Raw genomic sequence first — 20,255 nt, 5'->3', positions numbered from 1 at the left:
GCCGGACCCTTACCCCTCTTCGTCGTCGGGTTCGACGAGGAGGCGCGCGTAGTTGCCGAGCGAACGCTGATAGCGCGGCAGGTGCGGGGCCAGTGCGCGCAGGGCGAGGGACAGGGCCTCGCGCTCGCGGCCGACATCGGCCAGCGCGAGGGCGAGGAAGCCGCGCACGGCGTCGTCGAGATGGTCTGAGCCCGCTTCCATCTCTTCGGTCAGCAGCTTGACGCTCTCCTCGACGCGGCCGAGGTTACGCAGCGAACTGGCCATCTGGATCACCGCGCGGCGCCGGCGCTCCCCGGTCAGCCCCTGGTCGAGGGCCTGCCGGTAGAGCGGAACCGCCAGATCCGAGTGGCCGGTCGAGTCAAACGCGGCCGCGCGCTCGAACACGCCGACCGCGCTGCCGTCGGGCAGTTCGGCGACGAGGCTGTCGATCAGCGCGCGGAAGTTCTCTTCCGTGTGTGCATCGATCGAGGCCCACGCCTGCGCGGACCGCTGTTCCCAGGCCGCGTCCGGCGCGCTCTTCTGATGATCATTCATCGCGACAGCATAGATCACGCGCCGCGGCGGGTTCGGGGCGCTTCCCGCCGGGCCCGCGGCCTTCACGGCCGAGGCCCGGCGGTACGCGTCGTGCGGGAATTTCAGCCGATGTTGGACATGACGTGCTTGACGCGCGTGTAGTCTTCGAACCCATACATCGACAGGTCTTTACCGTAGCCCGAGTGGCCGAAGCCGCCGTGCGGCATCTCCGCCACCAGCGGGATGTGCGTGTTGATCCACACGCAGCCGAAGTCCAGGTCGCGGGAGCAGCGCAGCGCCCTGGCGTGGTCCTTCGTCCACACCGAGGAGGCCAGGCCGTACTGCACGCCGTTGGCGTATTCGAGGGCCTCTTCCTCGCTGCCGAACTTCTGCACCGTGATGACCGGGCCGAAGACCTCGTCCTGGATGATCTCGTCGTCCTGGTTGAGCCCCGAGACCACCGTCGGCGCGTAGAAGTACCCGCGGTCGCCGACCCGGTGGCCACCGGTGTGCAGCGTGGCGTGCTGCGGCAGCCGCTCGATGAAGCCGTGCACCCGGGCCAGCTGGTTGGCGTTGTTGAGCGGACCGTAGAGCACGTCCTCGTCGTCGGGCTGCCCGGTCTTGGTGCCGGCGGCCGCCTCGGTCAGCGCCCTGACGAACTCGTCGTGGATCGCCTCGTGGACCAGCACCCGCGTGGCGGCGGTGCAGTCCTGGCCGGCGTTGAAGTATCCGGCCACCGAGATGCCCTCGACCGCGGCCGGGATGTCGGCGTCTTCGAAGACGATGACCGGCGCCTTGCCGCCGAGCTCCAGGTGCACCCGCTTGAGGTCGGTGGCCGCGGTCTGCGCCACCTCGATGCCGGCCCGGACCGAGCCGGTGATCGAGGCCATCGCCGGGATCGGGTGCTCGACCAGCGCGCGGCCGGTGTCGCGGTCGCCGCACACCACGTTGAAGACGCCCGGCGGCAGGAACTCCTGCGCGACCTCGGCCAGCAGCAGCGTGGACATCGGCGTGGTGTCGGAGGGCTTGAGGACCACCGTGTTGCCCGCCGCGATCGCCGGGGCGATCTTCCAGATCGCCATGAGCAGCGGGTAGTTCCACGGCGTCACCTGCGCGCAGACCCCGACCGGCTCGCGGCGGATCGTCGAGGTGTGGTCGGCCAGGTACTCGCTGGTCGCCCGGCCCTCGAGCAGCCGCGCCGCGCCGGCGAAGAAGCGCAGCTGATCCACGATCGGGACCAGCTCCTCGCTCTCGGTCAGGCCCAGCGGCTTGCCGGTGTTCTGCGACTCGACCGCGGCGAACTCGGACGCCCGCGCCTCGACCGCGTCGGCCAGCTTGAGCAGGGCCTTCTGCCGCTCGGCGGGGGTCACCCGCCGCCACTGGCGGAACGCCTCCGCGGCGACCTTCAGCGCCGCGTCGACGTCCGCGGGGCCGGACAGCGGCGCGTGCGCGATCACCTCCTCGGTGACCGGGTCGATGATCGGACTGGTTCGCCCTTCGGCCGTGTCGACCGGCTTCCCGCCGACGATGTTGCGAAGCACGCGCGGCTCCATTGCGGACTCTCCTCGGTGATCCTTGTGGGGACGAGGGGGCAAGAACCCACCTGCGGTCAGCCTAGCCCGATCCGCGCCGCCGGGCGATACTTGAAAACTGGAAAGGCGAGGGAATCAGTGACGAAGAGCGCCCTGAAACACGAATTCCATTGGTTGAGGCTTGCCAAGCGACGGGATCTGCACCCATGATGAACAAGGTGCCGAGCGGACACGACCCGGAGAGCCACGATCCGAAGAGCCACGAGCACGCGGCGAGCGGCCATCCGGGCGCCCGAGTCGAAGCCCCGCGCCGGCGCCGCGCCCAGCAGGCGGCGCTCGACGACCTCTCGAAGGCCATCATCGAGCAGCTCCAGCAGGACGGACGCCGGGCGTACGCCACCATAGGCAAGGCCGTGGGCCTGTCCGAGGCGGCGGTGCGCCAGCGGGTGCAGAAGCTCCAGGAGTCCGGGGTCATCCAGATCGTCGCGGTGACCGATCCGCTGACCGTCGGCTTCAACCGGGAGGCGATGATCGGCATCCGGTGCGAGGGTGATCTCGATCCGGTGGCCGAGGCGCTGACCGCGATGCCCGAGGTCTCGTACGTGGTGGCCACCGCCGGATCCTTCGACCTGCTGGTCGAGGTGGTGGCCGAGGACGACGACCAGCTGCTGGAGATCATCAACAAGGGCATCCGGGCCATCCCGCAAGTGCGCAGCACCGAGAGCTTCGTCTACCTCAAGCTGCATAAACAGACATACACCTGGGGAACGAGATGAGCACCAGCCAGTCCGCAGCCTACGACCATCTGTGGATGCACTTCACCCGCATGTCCTCGTACAAGGACGCGCCGGTCCCGACGATCGTGCGCGGTGAAGGCGTCTACATCTACGACTCCGAAGGCCGCCGCTACCTCGACGGCCTGGCCGGGCTGTTCGTCGTGCAGGCCGGGCACGGCCGCACCGAGCTGGCCGAGGCCGCGTACAAGCAGGCGCAGGACCTGGCCTTCTTCCCGATCTGGTCCTACGCGCACCCCAAGGCGGTGGAGCTGGCCGAGCGGCTGGCCGGCTACGCCCCGGGCGACCTGAACAAGGTCTTCTTCACCACCGGCGGCGGCGAGGCCGTGGAGACCGCGTGGAAGCTGGCCAAGCAGTACTTCAAGCTGACCGGCAAGCCCACCAAGTACAAGGTCATCTCGCGCGCGATCGCGTACCACGGCACCCCGCAGGGCGCCCTGTCGATCACCGGCCTGCCCGCGCTCAAGGCGCCGTTCGAGCCGCTGGTGCCGGGCGCGCACAAGGTGCCGAACACGAACTTCTACCGGGCCGCCGAGATCTCCGGCATCGAGGCGCTCGGCGAGGACCCGGAGGCGTTCGGCCGCTGGGCGGCGGACCGGATCGAGCAGCAGATCCTGTTCGAGGGCCCCGACACGGTCGCCGCTGTGGTGCTCGAGCCGGTACAGAACGCGGGAGGCTGCTTCCCGCCGCCGCCCGGATACTTCCAGCGGGTGCGCGAGATCTGCGACAAGTACGACGTGCTGCTCGTCTCCGACGAGGTGATCTGCGCCTTCGGCCGGCTCGGCACCATGTTCGCCTGCGACAAGTTCGGCTATGTACCGGACATGATCACCTGCGCGAAGGGCATGACCTCCGGCTACTCCCCGATCGGCGCCTGCATCATCTCGGACCGGCTGGCGCAGCCCTTCTACGAGGCCGACAACACCTTCCTGCACGGCTACACCTTCGGCGGGCATCCGGTCTCCGCGGCCGTGGCGCTGGCGAACCTGGACATCTTCGAGCGCGAGGGCCTGACCCAGCACGTGCTGGACAGCGAGGGCGCGTTCCTCTCCACCCTGCAGCGGCTGCACGACCTGCCGATCGTCGGCGACGTGCGCGGCAACGGCTTCTTCTACGGCATCGAGCTGGTCAAGGACAAGGCGACCAAGGAGACGCTGACCGACGAGGAGTGCGAGCGGGTGCTCTACGGCTACCTGTCCAAGGCGCTGTTCGAGAACGGCCTGTACTGCCGGGCCGACGACCGCGGCGACCCGGTCGTGCAGCTCTCCCCGCCGCTGGTCTCGGACCAGGGCACCTTCGACGAGATCGAGCAGATCCTGCGCACGGTGCTCACCGAGGCATGGACCCGGCTCTGACGCCGGCCCCGGCCCCGGCTCCCGGCTTGTCGGCACCGGCGACGCCGTCCTTCTGGCACGACTCGCTGCCGGAGCCGATCAAGCCGCGGCCGTCGCTGCCCGCTGACACGGCGGTGGACGTCGCGATCGTCGGGGCCGGTTACACCGGTCTATGGACGGCTTACTACCTGAAGAAGGCCGAGCCCTCCGCGCGCATCGCCGTGCTGGAGGCCAACTACGCGGGCTTCGGCGCGTCGGGACGCAACGGCGGCTGGTGCTCGGCCATCTTCCCGTCCAGCCTGACGAAGGTCGCGAGGGTGGCTCGCTCGCGCGAGGCGGCTGTCGCGTTGCAGCGGGCGCTGAACGAGACCGTCGACGAGGTCGGCCGGGTTGTCGCCGCCGAGGGGATCGACTGCCATTACGCCAAGGGCGGCACGGTCGTGCTCGCCCGCAGCGCGGTGCAGTTGGAGCGGGCGCGCGAGGAGGTCTCCGAGAGCCGGGAGTTCGGGTTCGGCGAAGCGGATGTGCGGCTGCTGACCGCGCTGGAGGCACAGCAGCACGCGAACGCGACCGGCGTGCTCGGCGGCACCTACACGCCGCACTGCGCCGCGATCCATCCGGCGCGGCTCGTGCGCGGCCTCGCCGAGGTCGTGGAGCGGTTGGGCGTGCCGATCTACGAGCAGACGCCGGTCACGGCGATCCGCGACGGCGTGGTGACGACACCGCTCGGAACGGTTCGCGCGGGCACCGTCGTGCGCGCGACCGAGGGTTACACGCCGAGCATTCGCGGCTTCAAGCGGACCTTCGCGCCGGTGTACTCGCTGATGTTGGTCACCGAGCCGCTGCCTGAAGCGGCTTGGGAACAGATCGGTCTAGCGGACCGTCAGACGCTCTCCGATTACCGGCACCTGATCATCTACGGGCAGCGGACGGCGGACGGCCGGTTCGCGTTCGGTGGTCGCGGTGCGCCCTATCACTTCGGTTCGTCGGTCAGGCCGGAGTACGAGCGCGAACCGCAGGTGCACGCCGAGCTAAAGCGCGTGCTCGGCGAGCTCTTCCCGGTGCTGCGGGATGTTGCGGTAACGCGCACCTGGGGCGGAGTACTCGGCGTGCCACGGGACTGGTTCGCATCGGTGGGCATCGATCGCGCCAGGAAGCTGGCCTGGGCCGGCGGCTACGTGGGCGACGGCGTCGGCGCGTCGAATCTGGCCGGGCGCACCCTCGCCGATCTGCTCCGCGGCGAGCACGGCGTCGCCACGGACCTGACCCGCCTCCCGTGGGTCGGCCACCACTCGCGGAAGTGGGAGGCCGAGCCGCTGCGCTGGCTTGGCGCGAACCTCGGGTTGCGCGTCATGAGCAGCGCCGACGCCGAGGAGGCGCGCACCGGGCGTCCGTCGCGCCGCGCGGCGTTGTTCGGGCCCTTCATCGGCCACTGAGCGCGGACGCTGAAGGGGACCTGATACCGAATCAGCCGACTTAAACGTCGAATCATCCGAACAGCTGCGCAGATGGGCTCAATCAACACCCGACGACTCGTCAGATTGGATGAATCGGCGCGGGTTGCCGCCATCGCCCCCGCCGGGTTCGGGGAGAGTAGGCGCGTGAGCCTTCCTTCCGACAATCCGGTACTGGACGCCCGCGGCCTGGTGTTCCCGGCCGACGGGTCGGTCCTGAACCAGGTCGGCCTGGCGGTCGGCGAGGGGGAGACGGTAGCGGTCCTCGGCCCGCAGGGCGCCGGGAAGTCCGCGCTCAAGGCCTGCCTGTGCGGTGAGACGGCGCCCTTCGCGGGGACTGTGTGGACCAACGGCAAGCCGTTCCATCTGCTGGCCGCGGGGCAGCGGCGCGCGTTCCGGCTGCGGCATTACGGGCTGGTGCATCAGGACCCGGTGTTCTTTCCCGAGCTGACGCTGGGACAGTTCGCCGCGCTGCCGCTGCGTTTCGCCGCAGTGGGCGAGCGCGAGGCGACGCAACGCGCGCTGACCTGGCTCGCGCGCTTCGAGATCGCGGACGCGGCCGACCGGCGGCCCGGCGAACTGCCGGCCGAGGTGCTGCGGCGCGCGGCCCTGGCCCGGGCGATGGTGAACGACCCGCTGGTGTTGTTCGCCGACGAGCCGTTCGTCGGCTTGTCGGATGAGAGCATCAGCACCGCGAGCCGGATCCTGCGTTCGGTCGCCCGCTCGCACGGTACGGCCGTGGTCGTGTTTACCCGGGAGGCGGACACCGCTGCGCGTTACGAGCGGACGGTGCACCTTGTCGGTGGACGCACACACGCCGAACCGGTACCGATAGCGGTCGTGCCTGCTGCGAAGCCTGGCGATGTACCGCACCGCGCACCTGACGCGGCCTCACAATCACTGACGAGCCCGGCGAAGGTCGGCAGATGAGCGGCGACTTATCCGACCATCGGCTTGCCCGTAGCAGCTCCGCGACCAGCGGCGGCGCGGCCACGGCCGATACGTTCTTCCAACCGCGCGAGCCGGCCTGGTTCAGGGCGCGACTGACGCTGCGGCTCGCCGTGCCGCTCGACCGCGGCGTGCGGGCCGCCGCGTGGCGGGTCGCGTGGTCAGCCGCACTAGTGGCGCCGCCGATCACGGTGATGTTCATCGCGCCGGCCGGCCGCCTCGCCGCCAGTACGTTGATCGGACTTCTCTGCTGCGCGCTGCCGGGCGCCGCCGCCCTCATCTGGTCCGCCGCGGCTCAGCGGGATCTGCGGCGGTCCACCGCTCGAGGCTTGCGGCAGGCAGGGGCCGAGCACCGCACCGCGTGGCTGATCGCGACCGGCCGCCTCGCGCTGTTCGCCGGGGCGGGCGCGGTGGCCGGTTCGGTCGGCGTCGCGCTGCTGCACGCTCCGATTGGCGATCTGCTGTCGCGTCGGGCGCCGCTGCACGGGATGTTCGGTGCGGGGGTGCTGACCTGGCTGGTCGCGATCCTGCAGACGGCGGCGCTCGCGGTGGCCGGAGCGCTGACCGCTAGTTCTCCGGTGTGGCAGCGCGTGGACGTCACCCGGTTCAGTCCGCTGCCCGAGCGCTGGCTTACTCGGCTGCGCCGGGGCCGGTAGCCCTTTCGGCCAGCAGCGTGACCGCCTCGCTGAGCGTGTCCACCACGGGCACACCGACCTTCTCCAGCACGGAGCGGCTGGAGGAACCGCCGGTGTACAGCACGGCCTGCGCGCCGATGTGGAAGGCCGCGTAGGCATCGTCAGCGCAGTCGCCGATCAGGGCGACCTGATCCGGGGTCAGTTCCGGGTCCTGAGCGCGCAGATGCTCCAGGTGTTTGACGAGGTACTTGGCCTTCGGCCCGAAGTCGAGCTCGGCAGGGCGGCCGTCGATCCGGTGGAAGCGACTGTGCAGCTCCAGGTCCCGCGTCAGCCGCAGCAAGTCCTCGTGGCCGAACATGGACAGCAGTGACTGCGAACGCGGCGACCAAGCGTCCATCGCGACCAGCGCGTCCTCGCTCAGTCCGCACTCGCGCACCCGCGAGAGGTAGTACTCGGCGAACGCGGCGTCCAGCACCGGCCATTGCGCCGCCGTCACCGGGAACCCGATGAGCGCGGCGTAGAAGTCCTCCATCGGCCGCTGGTAGAGCTCCTTGTAGCGGTCGTTGGTGATGTGCCGGTCCACGCCGATCGCGGCCAGCGAGGCGTTCGTCGCCGCCAGGACGAGGTCCTGGTCGTCGAAGAGCGTGCCGTTCCAGTCCCAGACGATGTGCTTGATCTTGCTCATAGCTCCCGGCCCCGCCCCACCCTGGTCACCCGATCAAGATAGCGGCCACTGCCGACAACCCCGCACCGCTTTACGCCTCTACGGCCGCCAGCTGCCCACACGCTCCGTCGATCTCGCGGCCGCGCGTGTCGCGCACCGTCACCGGCACGCCATACGCCTCAAGCGTGCGCACGAACGCGTCCTCGTCCTCGGGACGCGACGCGGTCCACTTCGAGCCCGGCGTCGGGTTGAGCGGGATGAGGTTCACGTGCGCCAGCTTGCCGCGCAGCCGCTTGCCCAGCAGGTCCGCGCGCCAGACCTGGTCGTTGATGTCGCGGATCAGCGCGTACTCGATCGACACGCGGCGCTTGGTGGTGTGCGCGTAGTCCCAGGCCGCGCCGAGCACCTCTCCGACCCGCCAGCGCGTGTTGACTGGGACCAGCTCGTCACGCAGGTCGTCGTCGGGGGCGTGCAGCGAGACCGCGAGCGTGACGTTCAGCTGCTCGGCGGTCAGCTTCTCGATCGCCGGGACGAGGCCGACCGTCGAGACGGTGATGTGACGCTGCGACAGCCCGAGGCCGTCCGGCACGGGGTCGGTAAGTCGCCGCACCGCACCGATAACCGCGTTGTAGTTCGCGAGCGGCTCCCCCATGCCCATGAACACGACATTGGCGACGCGGCCTGGCCCGCCCGGGACCTCGCCGCGGGCCAGTTCCCGCGCGCCCGCGACGACCTGCTCGACGATCTCGGCCGTCGACAGGTTGCGGGTCAGCCCGGCCTGGCCGGTGGCGCAGAAGGGGCAGTTCATACCGCACCCGGCCTGCGAGGAGACGCACATGGTCACCCGGTCCGGGTAGCGCATGAGCACGGACTCGACCAGCGCGCCGTCGTGTAGCCGCCACAGCGTCTTGCGGGTCGTGCCGCCGTCGCAGGTGATCTCACGCACTGAGGTCATCAAGCGGGGGAACAGCGCGGCGTACAGGGTCTCGCGGTGGGCGGCCGGGACGTCGGTCCACTCGGCGGGGTCGTCGACCAGCCGACCGAAGTAGTGCTTGGACAGCTGCGCGGCGCGGAATCCCGGCAGCCCCGACTTGGTCACCGCGTCCTTGCGCTCGGCCAGGGTGAGATCGGCCAGGTGGCGCGGCGGCTTGCCCCGGCGCGGCGCCTCGAAGAGGAGTTGGCCGGGCTCGAGGCGCGTGCTGGCGGGCGGCGTGCTCGTGGGGGCGGGCAGATCCTGCGTGCTCATGATCTGCCCATTGTCCCATGGACGGACTATCCCGTCCGTCCACCCGTTCGGCTGCTAGCCGGTTAGGCGGCTACTTCACCGGCACAAAGAGCGAGAGCAGCAGCCATGCCACCGGCGCGGTAGGCAGCAGCGAATCCAGCCGGTCCATGATGCCGCCGTGCCCGGGCAGCAGATTGCCCATGTCCTTGATGCCGAGGTCGCGCTTGATCATCGACTCGCACAGGTCGCCGAGGGTAGCGCTGGCCACCACGGCGACGCCGGTCACCGCGCCCTGCCAGGCCTGCCCGTGCAGCATCGTCACCATCGTTATCGCACCCGCGGCCCCAGCGGTGACCACGGAGCCGACGAGCCCTTCCCAGGACTTCTTCGGCGAGATCGACGGAGCCATCGGATGCCGCCCGGCCAACACGCCGGTCGCGTAGCCGCCGGTGTCGTTGCAGACCACCAGGATCAGGAACACAAGCACGCGCTGCGCACCATGGTCAGCAGCAGTCATCAGCAGCGCGAACCCGGCGAGGAAAGGCACGTAGACGGCGGCAAATACCCCGGCACTCGCGTCGCGCAGATACCCCTCCGCGGGCTCGGTCAGCCGCCACACCACGACGGCCACGGTGGTCAGCGCCAGCGCGGCGGCCAGCGCACCCTCGCCGCGGTAGTAGGCCAGCACGAGCATGCCCAAGCCGCCGACGGCGACCGGCAGGACCGGGAACCTTATGCCGCGTTCCTGAAAGGCGGTCGACAGCTCCCGCACGCCGAGCATGGCGGCCGCGGCGACAATGGCGAGGAAGGCGGGCTTGAACAGCAGCAGCGAGGAGACGATCGCGGCACCGAGGAGCAGCCCGACCCCGATGGCCGCGGGAAGGTTTCGCCCGGCGCGGCTCGGCCGGCCGGGAGGCGCCACGGGCTGCTCCCTCCGCTTCACGGCGCTGGTCATCTGCGCGGCCTTTCCCCGGACTGCGATCCTCTTGTCAGCGGACGACGGTACCGGATCGAGGCCGACGGGGGCGCGGCGGCCCCGATCGCCCGGTCGCGGCCGGCCCACCGACAGCGTTTCACGCGGAACGTAGCCGGAGCGCCCCTCCGCACGACGCACACAGTCTCATGGTGAACGCAGCCGGACGATCAGACAAACGCTCCGAGCCTCCGCAGCGAAAAAAGACCGCGGGAGGAACAACAACGATCGCGGGAAGAAGATCGCATCGCCACCGCTACCTCACGCCTCGCCACGTACGCACGCACGCACCAACGCCACGACATCCGCCCGCGAGCCCGAACCGCCCGGCCGCCGCCAACCTCCACCGCGCCCAGCACCACGAACCAGCACACCCGAGATCCGCCCCGCCAGGGACACCGCCATGGACACGCACGTCCGCCCACTGTCCGACCGCCACCGCACCCGAGTTCCGCGGCGCCACGGACACGCCCGAGACACGGTTCTCTTCCACCAGCGATCTCGGCGTGGTGCGGCGTCGCGACGCATGTCAGCACACACGCGCGCCAGGCCGTGCCACGCCGCCTAGTCCGTCCGTCCGTCCCGTTGCCGGTCACCCAGCCTCGGCCGCTCGGCCACCCCGCCCCTCCGCCACCATTCGCGCGGCGGGGCTGGCCGACTCCGGATCAGACCTCCAGCAGCTCGTTTTCCTTGTGCTTGAGCGCCTCGTCGATCTGCCCGGTGTGCTTCGCGGTGAAGCCGTCGAGCTCCTTCTCCGCGCGCTTGCCCTCGTCCTCGCCGACCTCGCCGTCCTTGATCAGCTTGTCGATGGCTTCCTTCGCGTGCCGGCGGATGTTGCGCACCGACACCTTGGCGTCCTCGGCCTTGCCGCGGGCCACCTTGATGTACTCCTTGCGCCGCTCCTCGGTCAGCTGCGGGAAGACCACCCGGATGACGTTGCCGTCGTTGGTCGGGTTCACCCCCAGGTCCGAGTCACGGATCGCCTTCTCGACCGCGGCCAGCGAGCTCTTGTCGTACGGCGTGATCACAGCCATGCGCGCCTCGGGCGCCTGAATCGAGGCGAGCTGGGTCACCGGCGTCGGCGTGCCGTAGTAGTCCACGTGGATCTTGCTGAACATGCCGGGCGTGGCCCGGCCGGTGCGGATGCCTGCGAAGTCCTCCTTGGCCACCGACACGGCCTTGTCCATCTTCTCCTCGGCCTCGAGGAGGGTCTCGTCGATCACTTCACGGCTCCTTGTTTCCGCCAGGACGTCTCAGTGAGACAAACTACTGCGCAACCGCGCCGTCTTCACGGCTGACCAGCGTACCGATCTTCGCGCCGGAGACCGCGCGGGCGATGTTGCCGTCGAAGAGCCCGAACACCACGATCGGCATGCCGTTGTCCATGCACAGGGAGACCGCGGTGGAGTCCGCGACCTTCAACCCGCGATTGAGCAGCTCGCGGTGCGTCATCGTGTCGAACCTGACCGCGTCCGGATTCGACTTCGGGTCGGCGTCGTAGATGCCGTCGACGCCCTGCTTCGCCATCAGCACCACCTCGGCGCCGATCTCCAGCGCGCGCTGGGCGGCGGTCGTGTCGGTGGTGAAATACGGCATACCGGCGCCCGCACCGAAAATGACCACTCGGCCCTTTTCCAGATGGCGGATCGCCTTGCGCGGAATGTAGGGCTCGGCGACCTGGGCCATGGTGATGGCGGTCTGCACTCGGGTGTCGACGCCCTGCTTCTCCAGGAAGTCCTGAAGCGCCAGGCAGTTCATCACCGTGCCCAGCATGCCCATGTAGTCGCCGCGGGCCTGCTCCATGCCGCGGTTCTTCAGCTCGGCGCCGCGGAAGAAGTTGCCGCCCCCGACCACGATCGCGACCTGGGTGCCGGTCTGCCGGATCGCCTGCGCGATCTCCCGGGCGATGGACTGCACGACGTCCGGGTCAACGCCCACCTTCCCGCCGCCGAACACCTCTCCGGACAGCTTCAGCACGACCCGGCTGTACCGGCCGCGCTCCCCCGGATGCGCGGCGAAGGCCGCAGCCGGATCGGTCTCTTGCTGGATACCAGCCACGACTGCGGCCTCCTCTTGCTCACTGTGGGGCATGTCGGCGCACGACCCTATCGATCCGCCGCATCGTATGGCGCGGCACCGACGAACCGTCCGCGTGCAGTCCGGTGCGGCGGCGGCGCGCCGTGGCCGTTCGACGGCCACGGCGCGAATCCACGCGCCGGACGCGGCGTCAGACGTCGGACGTAGGACGCCGGATCAGGCGCCGACGCGGAAGCGCGCGAACGCCTGGAGCGTGACGCCGGCCTCGTTCAGCACCTGCTGCACGGTCTTCTTCGGGTCCTTGGCGAACGCCTGCTCCAGCACGACGTTCTCCTTGAAGAAGCCGTTGACCCGGCCCTCGACGATCTTCGGCAGCGCGGCCTCGGGCTTGCCCTCCTCGCGGGAGGTCTCCTCGGCCAGGCGCCGCTCGTTCTCGACGACCTCGGCCGGGACCTGCTCGCGGGTCAGGTACTTCGGCGCGAAGGCGGCGATGTGCTGTGCGACGTCCTTGGCGGTCTCGGCGCTCGGCTTGTCCAGCTGCACCAGCACGCCGACCTGCGCCGGCAGGTCGGGCGAGGTCTTGTGCAGGTAAGCGGCGACGTAGTTGCCCTCGAAGGAGGCGAAGCGGCGCAGCTCGATCTTCTCGCCGAGGGTGGCGTTCGCCTCGTCGACGAACTCCTGCACGGTCTTGCCGCTGGACGGGAAGGTCGAGGCGAGCAGCGCCGGCACTTCGGCCGGGCCGGTGGCCGCGGCGTGCGCCAGCAGCTCGCCGGCGACCTGCTGGAACCGCTCGCCCTTTGCGACGAAGTCGGTCTCGCAGTTCAGCTCGAGCAGGGTGCCCTTGCTGTTGTCGTCCGCGATCTGAGCGGTGACCAGGCCGTTGCTGGCCGAGCGGCCCTCGCGCTTGGTGACGCCCTTGAGGCCCTTGACGCGCAGGTACTCGACGGCCTTGTCGAAGTCGCCGTCGGTCTCCTCCAGCGCCTTCTTGCAGTCCATCATCCCCGCGGCGGTCAGCTCGCGCAGCCGCTTGACGTCGGCGGTGGTGTAGTTCGCCATGCTGCTTGTCCCTCGGTCGACGCCCGCGCCTGGCCGCCTGGGTCGGCGGTCCGCCGCGGGCTGGTTGTTGTGTGGTGGTCTGGTTTCGGACGCTGGTTCTTCGGCGCGCCCTGGAACAGCGCGCGTTCACGCGGCATTCCCGCGTACCCGTCTGCCGACGGCGCTCCCGGCTCCAACCCCGCCGGTTTGCCGAGCTGGCTGTCGACTGCCAGTTTGGCGGACCAGTTGCGGACCGCTGCTTGACGGACCAGTCGCGGGCCGTCGATTCGCCGGACCGGCTGCGGACCGGCGGTTCGACGGACGAGCCGCAAGCCGCCGGTTTGCCGGGCCAGCCACGGGCCGCCGGTTGGCGGACCAGCCGCGGACCGCTGGCTTGCCGGACAGACTGCCCACGGCCAGTTTGGCGGACCAGCCGCGGACCGCTGGCTTGCCGGACAGACTGCCCACGGCCAGTTTGGCGGACCGACTGCGGGCCACCGGTTGCCATGTGGCTGCAGACCGGCGGACCGGCTACGAACCACGGTCAGCCCGCGCGGCGCTCCAGCGGCATCGGCTGTGCTCCCGGTGCGCTTGGCGCGGCTTGGCGAATCCGCTCGGGGCCGCCGCCTGGTCCCGCTTCCCGCCACCGCCAGCCGGCTTGGGGCCGACCGGCATCGGTGGCAGGGCGCGGGACCTCGGCAGATCGATCGGATCGCTCAGCCTGCGGCCAGGCGGTCCGGCCTGGCGGCCGGACCGGACTTGCTCACGCCTGAGCGGCGTCCGCCGCGTCGCCAGCCTCGGCGGCCGGAGCCGACTCGACCGCCGGAGCGGCCTCAGCAGCCGGAGCAGCCTCGGCCGGGGCCTCTGCCTGCACAGCCGGGGTCTCAGCCTGCGCCGGAGCCTCGGTCTGAGCGGCCGGAGCCTGCGCGGCGTTGTCGCCGACCAGCAGCTCCTGCTCCCAGGCCGCGAGCGGCTCGCCGGAGCCGACCTCGGTGGTCGCGGCGCCGTCGCTGGCGGCCGCGGCGGCACCGGACCGGGCGATCAGGCCCTCGGCCACGGCGTCGGCGACCACCCGGGTGAGCAGCGCGACCGAGCGGATGGCGTCGTCGTTGCCGGGGATCTTGTAGTCGACCTCGTCCGGGTCGCAGTTGGTGTCCAGGATCGCCACCACCGGGATGCGCAGCTTGCGCGCCTCGCCGACGGCGATGTGCTCCTTCTTGGTGTCCACGATCCACACCGCGGACGGGACCTTCTGCATGTCCCGGATGCCGCCGAGGGTGCGCTCGAGCTTGTCCTTCTCGCGGCGCAGGACCAGCAGTTCCTTCTTGGTCATGCCGGAGCCGGCCACGTCGTCGAAGTCGATCTCCTCCAGCTCCTTGAGGCGCTGGAGCCGCTTGTGCACGGTGGAGAAGTTGGTGAGCATGCCGCCGAGCCAACGCTGGTTGACGTAGGGCATACCGACGCGGGTCGCCTGCTCGGAGACGGCCTCCTGGGCCTGCTTCTTGGTGCCGACGAACAGGACCGTGCCGCCGTGCGCGACCGTCGCCTTGATGAACTCGTAGGCGCGGTCGATGTACGACAGCGACTGCTGCAGGTCGATGATGTAGATGCCGTTGCGCTCGGTGAAGATGTAGCGCTTCATCTTCGGGTTCCAGCGCCGGGTCTGGTGCCCGAAGTGCACGCCGCTCTCCAGGAGCTGGCGCATGGTGACGACGGCCATGGCCGTGTCCTCCTCGATCTTGTCCGGTTCTCGCGCGCGGCCGGGCCGGCCGCGCTCCTGGTGTCCGGACGGACCGCCGTGCCACCTGCGCCGCGGGAGGCGGGTACAGGGGACCGGATGGCTGTCGCGTCGGGTGACCGCAGGCTCTGGCGAACCGGCGGGCGTCCCGTTTCCGGACACGCGAAGTCGATCCGCTATAGCGGACCGCGAGCCAAGTTTACCCGCTCCGCGCAGTCCCGCCGGTCAGTTATCCGGGTGGTGGCCGGACGGGTTCGAGTCGTAGGTGCGCCAAGCCGAGAAGCAGCAGCGGATCGTAGTAGCGCACCCCGTGTCCGTGGCCGGTGAGCAGGCCCCAATGCAGACAAGGCGCGGTCGCGCAATGCCCGGCGTCCAAAGTGCCGATTGATGCCCCGGCGGTCACCACATCACCTACGTGCACCGAGGGCGTCACCGGCTCATAGCTTGTGCGCAGTAGTCCGTGCGAGACCACTACGACGCCCTGCCCGAACAGCGTGCCGGCGAAGGAGATGGTTCCCGGCCCGGCGGCGAGAACCTGCGTGGCGTCGGACGCAGCGAGATCCACGCCCCGATGTCCGCTCAACCAGCGCAGCGCCGGAGGCCTGAACGGTCGCGCTACCCGCGGCGGTGAGCCACCGGTTCCGACCAACGGCCATCGCCATACCGAGCCGGTGCGTGGCTGCGGCGATGGTGTGCCGGCGCGGGCGCTCGACGAAAATAAGCCCGCTGAGGCGCTGGAGAGCATGAGGGCGAACAACATGAGGATCTTCATGTGTCCAGTTTCGAACACACGCGCCACCGGAATCCGACTTTCCGGGCAAGTTGTGGATAACTCTGCGAACAGCCTCGAACTTGCGCCGTAGTGAACTGCTACCGGGCGCGGCGCTGTCCTCGGACGCCGAACAGCACGAGTGTCAGCGCGCTCTCGATCAAGGCGGCGGGGTCGGCTCCGGCGTCGATGCGCTTGGCCGCGCCGTCCACCGCGCCTTGTAGAACCGCCGCCGTTGCGCGCGGATCCGGGTGCCCAAGTCGCCGCAGCGCGCCCACCACCAGATCGACGAGCATGCCGTGGGCCGCGCGGATCCGCTCCCTGGCCGGCCCGTCGAGTTCGAGCACGGAGAGGGCGAGCAGGCCGCGATGACCAGGCTGCGCCACCAGCTCCAACTGGCGCCGGACATAGGCCGCGATCTGCCGTTCCGGCGTCGGCTGCGCCAGCATCACGCCTCTGATGTCGGCGACCGCGGCCGGGAAGTCCTCGACGGCCAGCGCCTCCACGACGTCGGCGCGAGACTTGAAGTACTCGTATACCGAGGAGCGCGCCAACCCGGCTCGCTCGGCCAGGGCGGCGAAGGTGAGCGCGGCCATCCCGCCGTCGGCGAGCAGATCCCTGGCCGCGTCCAGGAGTGCCGTGCGCTGCATTGTGCGATGCTCGGCGACGGTCGGAGCCTTGATCCTGGGCACGACTCCAGACTAGTCGAGCCGGTCCTTCGCCGGAGGCCGTTGCGCGCGGTTCGTGAATGGTCGGACGTTCGAACACTCGGGCGCGGGAATGACCCGCCGCTCTCGGGCGCGTCGAGCCGGAGACTGTTGAGGACTGTTAACGCAACTCGGCCAGCCGCGTGCGCAGCGTTAGCACTGCCTTGGCGTGGATCTGGCAGACCCGGCTCTCGGTGACGCCGAGCACTCCACCGATCTCTGCGAGCGTCATGCCCTCGAAGTAGTAGAGGGTCACCACGGTCTTCTCGCGATCGGGCAGCGTGTTGACGGCGCGCGCGAGCAGGTGCCGCGTTTCGCGGTTCTCGTAGGTCTCGACGGGGTCGTCCGCGCTCAGGTCCTCCAGCGTCTCCACCAGACTGAGCCGGTCGCCGTCGCCGGTCGACAGGGTCAGAACCTCGTCGAGAGCCAGCACATTGACGAGCGAGAGGCGAGAGAAGATGTGGTGCAGCTCAGCGAGGGTGATACCCATCTCGTCGGCGATCTGCCGCTCGGTGGGCGTGCGGCCGAGCCGATGCTCAAGCCGCACTGAGGCCTGTTCGATCTCGCGGGCCTTCTGCCGCAGCGACCGGGGGATCCAGTCCAGCGCACGCAGCTCGTCGATGATCGCGCCGCGAATGCGGTTGATCGCGTAGGTCTCGAACTTGATCGAGCGGTCCGGCTCGAAGCGCTCGATGGCATCGATCAGGCCGAAGATGCCATAGGAGACGAAGTCCGCTTGGTCCACGGTGCCGGACAAGCCGACCGAGACTCGTCCCGCGACGTACTTGACCAGCGGTGAGTAATGCAGGATCAGCCGCTCGCGTAGCCGCTGGTCGCCGGTGGCCTTGAACTCGGCCCATAGGGCGTCAAGGGCTGCCGGCGGTCTGGCGGCCGCGTCGGGCTCGTCGAAGACGGTCTCATGGACCTGGCTGTTCCTGGGCATCACTCGCCTTGATCCACTCAACCACGCGATCCTTCTCAAGCCGGCGATCCTGCGGAAGCACAGCCTCGGCCGCAAGCCGAGCGTAGCGTAACCACAACGATCTCCACGGTAACCGCATGCGAGCCCGCCCGATCAGGTGAGGCGCGCCGGGATGTGGTTCAGGCACAGAGCGCTAGATTAAGCCGTCACCACGCGGAGACGCTCACGCAGCCCTGCTGACGTCAGCGTTAGCCGACTGCGCCAGCCTCGGGCGAGTTGACCGCAGGTACCCTGACATCAGCGTTTGGTCGAGAGCATCCAGCCTCCTCCCGCCTTCACCGCGCGTCCGCAGGCCGCGAGTCTGCCCAGCGCGGCGAACACCGCGTCAGGTCCGACGCCGGTGGCGCGAGCGAGCGCGAAGACGTCAGCGCCGACGTCTGCGGTCGCGCTCGGCAGCGCTTCGAGCAGCAACTCTTCGATCGGATCGGCAGGCTCGGCGGGCCGGACCGATTGCGTAGGCGCCCGACGCGCGGTTCGAATCCGCTGGCCCGGGATCGCAGTCGGCGCTCCCGGGCCGCACGACTCGCGGGAGGCCGCGGTCAGGCTCGCGCAGGCCTCGCGAACCTGCGACGCCTGCGTTACGAGCGTGGCGCCGTCGCGGATCAGCTCGTGCGCGCCCGCGGACTGATCGGAGGTCACCGGTCCGGGCACCGCCATTACGACCCGCCCGAGTTCCGCCGCTAGCCGCGCGGTCACCAATGAGCCGCTGCGGTGCGCCGCCTCGACCACAACAGTGCCGACGCCGAGCGCTGCGATGATGCGGTTGCGATTCAAGAACCTGAATCGGGTTGGCGAGGCGCCCGGAGGGAGTTCGGAGAGCACGGCTCCGTGCTCGGCGATCGCACGCAGCAGCGCTTCGTGGGCACGCGGGTAGGCTCGGTCGATTCCGCATGCGAGCACCGCGATGGTCGGGCCGCCGACCGCGAGCGCTCCCCTATGAGCTGCCGCGTCGATGCCGAGAGCTGCACCGGAAACCACCGTCATTCCGGCTGACGCCAAATCCGCACCGAGTGCCCCTGCGACGTAGGAGCCATAACCGGTGCAAGCACGCGCTCCGACGATCGACAGCATCTCGGCAGTCGGCAATGGCGCGCTGCGCTCGGCGTCGGTCGGTGATGAGTTGCGGTCCTGGTCCTGGTCCTGGTCCCGGTCGCTGTCGTGCTCGAAAGCCGGATTCGAGCGCTCGTAAGACTGGTCGCCCCATGACCCGATGGCCCAGATGCCGATCGGGCGTTGCTGGCCCAGATCGTCCAGCCGCACCGGCCAATCGCTGTCGGCTGGCGTGACGAATCGGGCGAAGACCGCGTCGGCGGCAGCGATGCCAGCCTCGACTCGCCCGGGTTCGAGTCTGAGGCGGAGGCCGGTGCAGCGGTCGGCCAGCCGATCGTGGCGAGCCGGATCGGGATCGAGGTCGGGCAGCTGATCCGTCCGGATCGCTGCCAGCACGTCGACTGGAGTGTGGAGTTCGAGCAGGCGGCCGATCTGCGGGTCGGCGGGCTCTACGGCGTGGTTGAGCGCGAGCCGAGCAAATCGGTCGGCTTCGACGGCTGATTCGGTCCGCGCACTGCGAGGCGAGACGAGACCTTGAGTGACGGACATGGTCAGCACCCGGAGGCGAGCGCGATGGAGCCGAGGCGGAAACCGAGCGCCGTATCGACAGCAACCCGGTCCGGCCGATCGGCGCCGGCGAGATCCGCCACTGTCCACGCGACGCGGATCACCCGGTCGAGCCCGCGCGCGCTGAGCGTGCCCGCGCGTAGTGCCCGCTCTGCGGTGGCGAGGGCGTCGATGGCCAGCGGCCATCGGTTCCGCAGCACCTGGCCGGGCACCTGGGCGTTGCATTGCCATGGCGTCTCCGCGAGTCGGCGCACCGCACGCGCCCTCGCCTCCGCGACGCGCTGTGCGACGACGGCGGTGCTTTCGCCGCCTTGGCCGCCGCTGGCCGCGTCGAGCAGCTCGCCTGGGCCAACTGGGGTTACGTCGACGCGCAGATCGATCCGGTCGAGCAGCGGTCCGGAGATGCGCGAGAGGTAAGCGATCCGCTGCCGTGGCGCGCAGGTGCAGGCTGCAAGCGCACTGCCAGCACGTCCGCAGGGACACGGATTCGCTGCTCCGACGAGCAGAAAACTCGCCGGAAACCGCGCGATGCCGCTGGCCCGTGCGATGGCGACCTCGCCCGACTCGATCGGCTCGCGCAGTGCATCCAATGCGGTACGGCTGAATTCCGGCATCTCATCGAGGAAGAGGACGCCTCGGTGTGCACGGCTCACGGCGCCGGGACGCACGTTTCCGGAGCCACCGCCGACCATTGAGGCGACTGTCGCGGAGTGGTGGATCGTGCAGAACGGCGGTCGGGTGATCAGCGGTCTGTCGGGCGGAAGCGTGCCACTGAGCGAGTGGATCGCGGAGACCTCAAGCGCAGCCTGGTTGTCGAGCGGCGGCAGAATCCCGGGAAGCCGCTTAGCCAGCATCGTCTTCCCGGCGCCCGGCGTGCCGCAGAGGAACAGGTGGTGACCACCCGCTGCGCTTAGTTCGAGGGCCTTACGCGCTTCGTACTGCCCGACGACCTCGGACAGATCGGGTTCGAACTGCGGCTCCTCGATCGGAGGGCCGTCGCTCGGCAGGTCCTGCGCGCTGGCCGGAACGAGTCCCGGCGGCTCTCCGGGTATGGGCTCGCCGTTGGCTAGGGCGACCAGTTGCCGCAGCGACCGCAGTCCGGTCACCTCGACGCCGGTCACTTGGGCGGCCTCTGCGGCATTCGCCTCGGCGACGAAGACCGGACCGTGTCCGGCGCGGGCCGCCGCGATGACGCACGGGAGCACGCCGCGAATCGGCTTCACGCGACCGTCCAGGCCCAACTCGGCGAGGAAGACCGCGTCGTGCAGCTTCGTCTGACGGATGGCTCCAGTGGCGCG

20 protein-coding genes are annotated in these 20,255 nt (G+C 69.8%); 6 read left to right on the top strand and 14 right to left on the bottom strand.

Annotated elements, in window-relative coordinates:
* Positions 1 to 9 precede the first annotated feature (9 nt).
* The gene (locus VFB40_RS18545; protein WP_349261544.1) at positions 10 to 534 is read right to left on the bottom strand and encodes a tetratricopeptide repeat protein; all 525 of its coding nucleotides are present in this window, start codon (positions 532 to 534) and stop codon (positions 10 to 12) included.
* Between the two features lie 101 nt (positions 535 to 635).
* Positions 636 to 2,066, bottom strand: coding sequence for a gamma-aminobutyraldehyde dehydrogenase (locus VFB40_RS18540; RefSeq protein ID WP_349261541.1), 1,431 nt, complete (start codon positions 2,064 to 2,066; stop codon positions 636 to 638).
* 185 nt (positions 2,067 to 2,251) lie between these two features.
* Between VFB40_RS18540 and VFB40_RS18535 the strand changes: the two genes are divergently transcribed.
* The 5 genes from VFB40_RS18535 (at position 2,252) to VFB40_RS18515 (ending at position 7,231) form a co-directional block, all read left to right on the top strand.
* Positions 2,252 to 2,821 (top strand): Lrp/AsnC family transcriptional regulator, encoded by a 570-nt coding sequence (locus tag VFB40_RS18535; protein WP_324852338.1) that lies wholly within the window; start codon positions 2,252 to 2,254, stop codon positions 2,819 to 2,821.
* Positions 2,818 to 4,194 (top strand): aspartate aminotransferase family protein, encoded by a 1,377-nt coding sequence (locus tag VFB40_RS18530; RefSeq protein WP_324852336.1) that lies wholly within the window; start codon positions 2,818 to 2,820, stop codon positions 4,192 to 4,194. The genes VFB40_RS18535 and VFB40_RS18530 overlap by 4 nt, the downstream gene beginning before the upstream one ends.
* Positions 4,179 to 5,609 carry an NAD(P)/FAD-dependent oxidoreductase gene (locus VFB40_RS18525; protein ID WP_324852334.1) on the top strand — a complete coding sequence of 477 codons (1,431 nt, stop codon included), beginning with the start codon at positions 4,179 to 4,181 and terminating at the stop codon, positions 5,607 to 5,609. The genes VFB40_RS18530 and VFB40_RS18525 overlap by 16 nt, the downstream gene beginning before the upstream one ends.
* Before the next feature lie 165 nt (positions 5,610 to 5,774).
* Positions 5,775 to 6,557, top strand: coding sequence for an ATP-binding cassette domain-containing protein (locus VFB40_RS18520; protein ID WP_324852332.1), 783 nt, complete (start codon positions 5,775 to 5,777; stop codon positions 6,555 to 6,557).
* Complete coding sequence (locus VFB40_RS18515) at positions 6,554 to 7,231, top strand: hypothetical protein (RefSeq protein WP_324852330.1); 678 nt, start codon at positions 6,554 to 6,556, stop codon at positions 7,229 to 7,231. The genes VFB40_RS18520 and VFB40_RS18515 overlap by 4 nt, the downstream gene beginning before the upstream one ends.
* Here the strand turns inward: VFB40_RS18515 and VFB40_RS18510 are convergent.
* From VFB40_RS18510 to dprA, 11 genes are all read right to left on the bottom strand, one after another.
* Positions 7,206 to 7,895: an HAD family hydrolase gene (locus VFB40_RS18510; RefSeq protein WP_324852328.1), complete on the bottom strand. Its 690-nt coding sequence runs from the start codon at positions 7,893 to 7,895 to the stop codon at positions 7,206 to 7,208. The two genes, VFB40_RS18515 and VFB40_RS18510, sit on opposite strands and share 26 nt — an antisense overlap.
* 70 nt (positions 7,896 to 7,965) lie before the next feature.
* Positions 7,966 to 9,120, bottom strand: coding sequence for a dual-specificity RNA methyltransferase RlmN (gene rlmN, locus VFB40_RS18505; protein ID WP_324852325.1), 1,155 nt, complete (start codon positions 9,118 to 9,120; stop codon positions 7,966 to 7,968).
* A 70-nt stretch (positions 9,121 to 9,190) separates the two neighbouring features.
* Positions 9,191 to 10,054: a phosphatidate cytidylyltransferase gene (locus VFB40_RS18500; protein WP_527249202.1), complete on the bottom strand. Its 864-nt coding sequence runs from the start codon at positions 10,052 to 10,054 to the stop codon at positions 9,191 to 9,193.
* Between the two features lie 683 nt (positions 10,055 to 10,737).
* Positions 10,738 to 11,295 (bottom strand): ribosome recycling factor, encoded by a 558-nt coding sequence (gene frr / locus VFB40_RS18495; RefSeq protein ID WP_324852321.1) that lies wholly within the window; start codon positions 11,293 to 11,295, stop codon positions 10,738 to 10,740.
* Positions 11,296 to 11,338: 43 nt separating this feature from the next.
* On the bottom strand, positions 11,339 to 12,163 hold the full coding sequence (pyrH, locus tag VFB40_RS18490; protein WP_414639830.1) for a UMP kinase: 825 nt from the start codon (positions 12,161 to 12,163) through the stop codon (positions 11,339 to 11,341).
* Positions 12,164 to 12,325: 162 nt separating this feature from the next.
* Complete coding sequence (gene tsf / locus VFB40_RS18485) at positions 12,326 to 13,165, bottom strand: translation elongation factor Ts (protein WP_324852318.1); 840 nt, start codon at positions 13,163 to 13,165, stop codon at positions 12,326 to 12,328.
* Between the two features lie 742 nt (positions 13,166 to 13,907).
* Positions 13,908 to 14,864, bottom strand: a complete 957-nt coding sequence (gene rpsB, locus VFB40_RS18480) for a 30S ribosomal protein S2 (RefSeq protein WP_324852316.1) — start codon at positions 14,862 to 14,864, stop codon at positions 13,908 to 13,910.
* Between the two features lie 247 nt (positions 14,865 to 15,111).
* Positions 15,112 to 15,447 carry a peptidoglycan DD-metalloendopeptidase family protein gene (locus tag VFB40_RS18475; RefSeq protein WP_324852314.1) on the bottom strand — a complete coding sequence of 112 codons (336 nt, stop codon included), beginning with the start codon at positions 15,445 to 15,447 and terminating at the stop codon, positions 15,112 to 15,114.
* A gap of 305 nt (positions 15,448 to 15,752) precedes the next feature.
* Positions 15,753 to 16,343: a TetR/AcrR family transcriptional regulator gene (locus tag VFB40_RS18470; RefSeq protein WP_324839327.1), complete on the bottom strand. Its 591-nt coding sequence runs from the start codon at positions 16,341 to 16,343 to the stop codon at positions 15,753 to 15,755.
* Between the two features lie 136 nt (positions 16,344 to 16,479).
* On the bottom strand, positions 16,480 to 17,301 hold the full coding sequence (gene whiG, locus VFB40_RS18465; RefSeq protein WP_324852312.1) for an RNA polymerase sigma factor WhiG: 822 nt from the start codon (positions 17,299 to 17,301) through the stop codon (positions 16,480 to 16,482).
* Positions 17,302 to 17,577: 276 nt separating this feature from the next.
* Positions 17,578 to 18,600, bottom strand: coding sequence for a DNA-processing protein DprA (gene dprA, locus VFB40_RS18460; protein ID WP_324852310.1), 1,023 nt, complete (start codon positions 18,598 to 18,600; stop codon positions 17,578 to 17,580).
* Between dprA and VFB40_RS18455 the strand changes: the two genes are divergently transcribed.
* Positions 18,574 to 18,891 carry a hypothetical protein gene (locus VFB40_RS18455; RefSeq protein ID WP_324852308.1) on the top strand — a complete coding sequence of 106 codons (318 nt, stop codon included), beginning with the start codon at positions 18,574 to 18,576 and terminating at the stop codon, positions 18,889 to 18,891. The genes dprA and VFB40_RS18455 overlap by 27 nt on opposite strands.
* Before the next feature lie 50 nt (positions 18,892 to 18,941).
* Here VFB40_RS18455 and VFB40_RS18450 read toward each other — a convergent pair.
* Positions 18,942 to 20,255, bottom strand: a 1,314-nt coding sequence (locus tag VFB40_RS18450; RefSeq protein ID WP_324852306.1) for a YifB family Mg chelatase-like AAA ATPase, incomplete at its 5' end; no start/stop codon positions are given.

Source organism: Actinocrinis sp. (assembly GCF_035650855.1).
Classification (GTDB): Bacteria; Actinomycetota; Actinomycetes; order Streptomycetales; family Catenulisporaceae; genus Actinocrinis.
The sequence above is the reverse complement of the archived record's forward strand: the minus strand, read 5'-3'. Positions and strand labels throughout refer to the sequence as shown.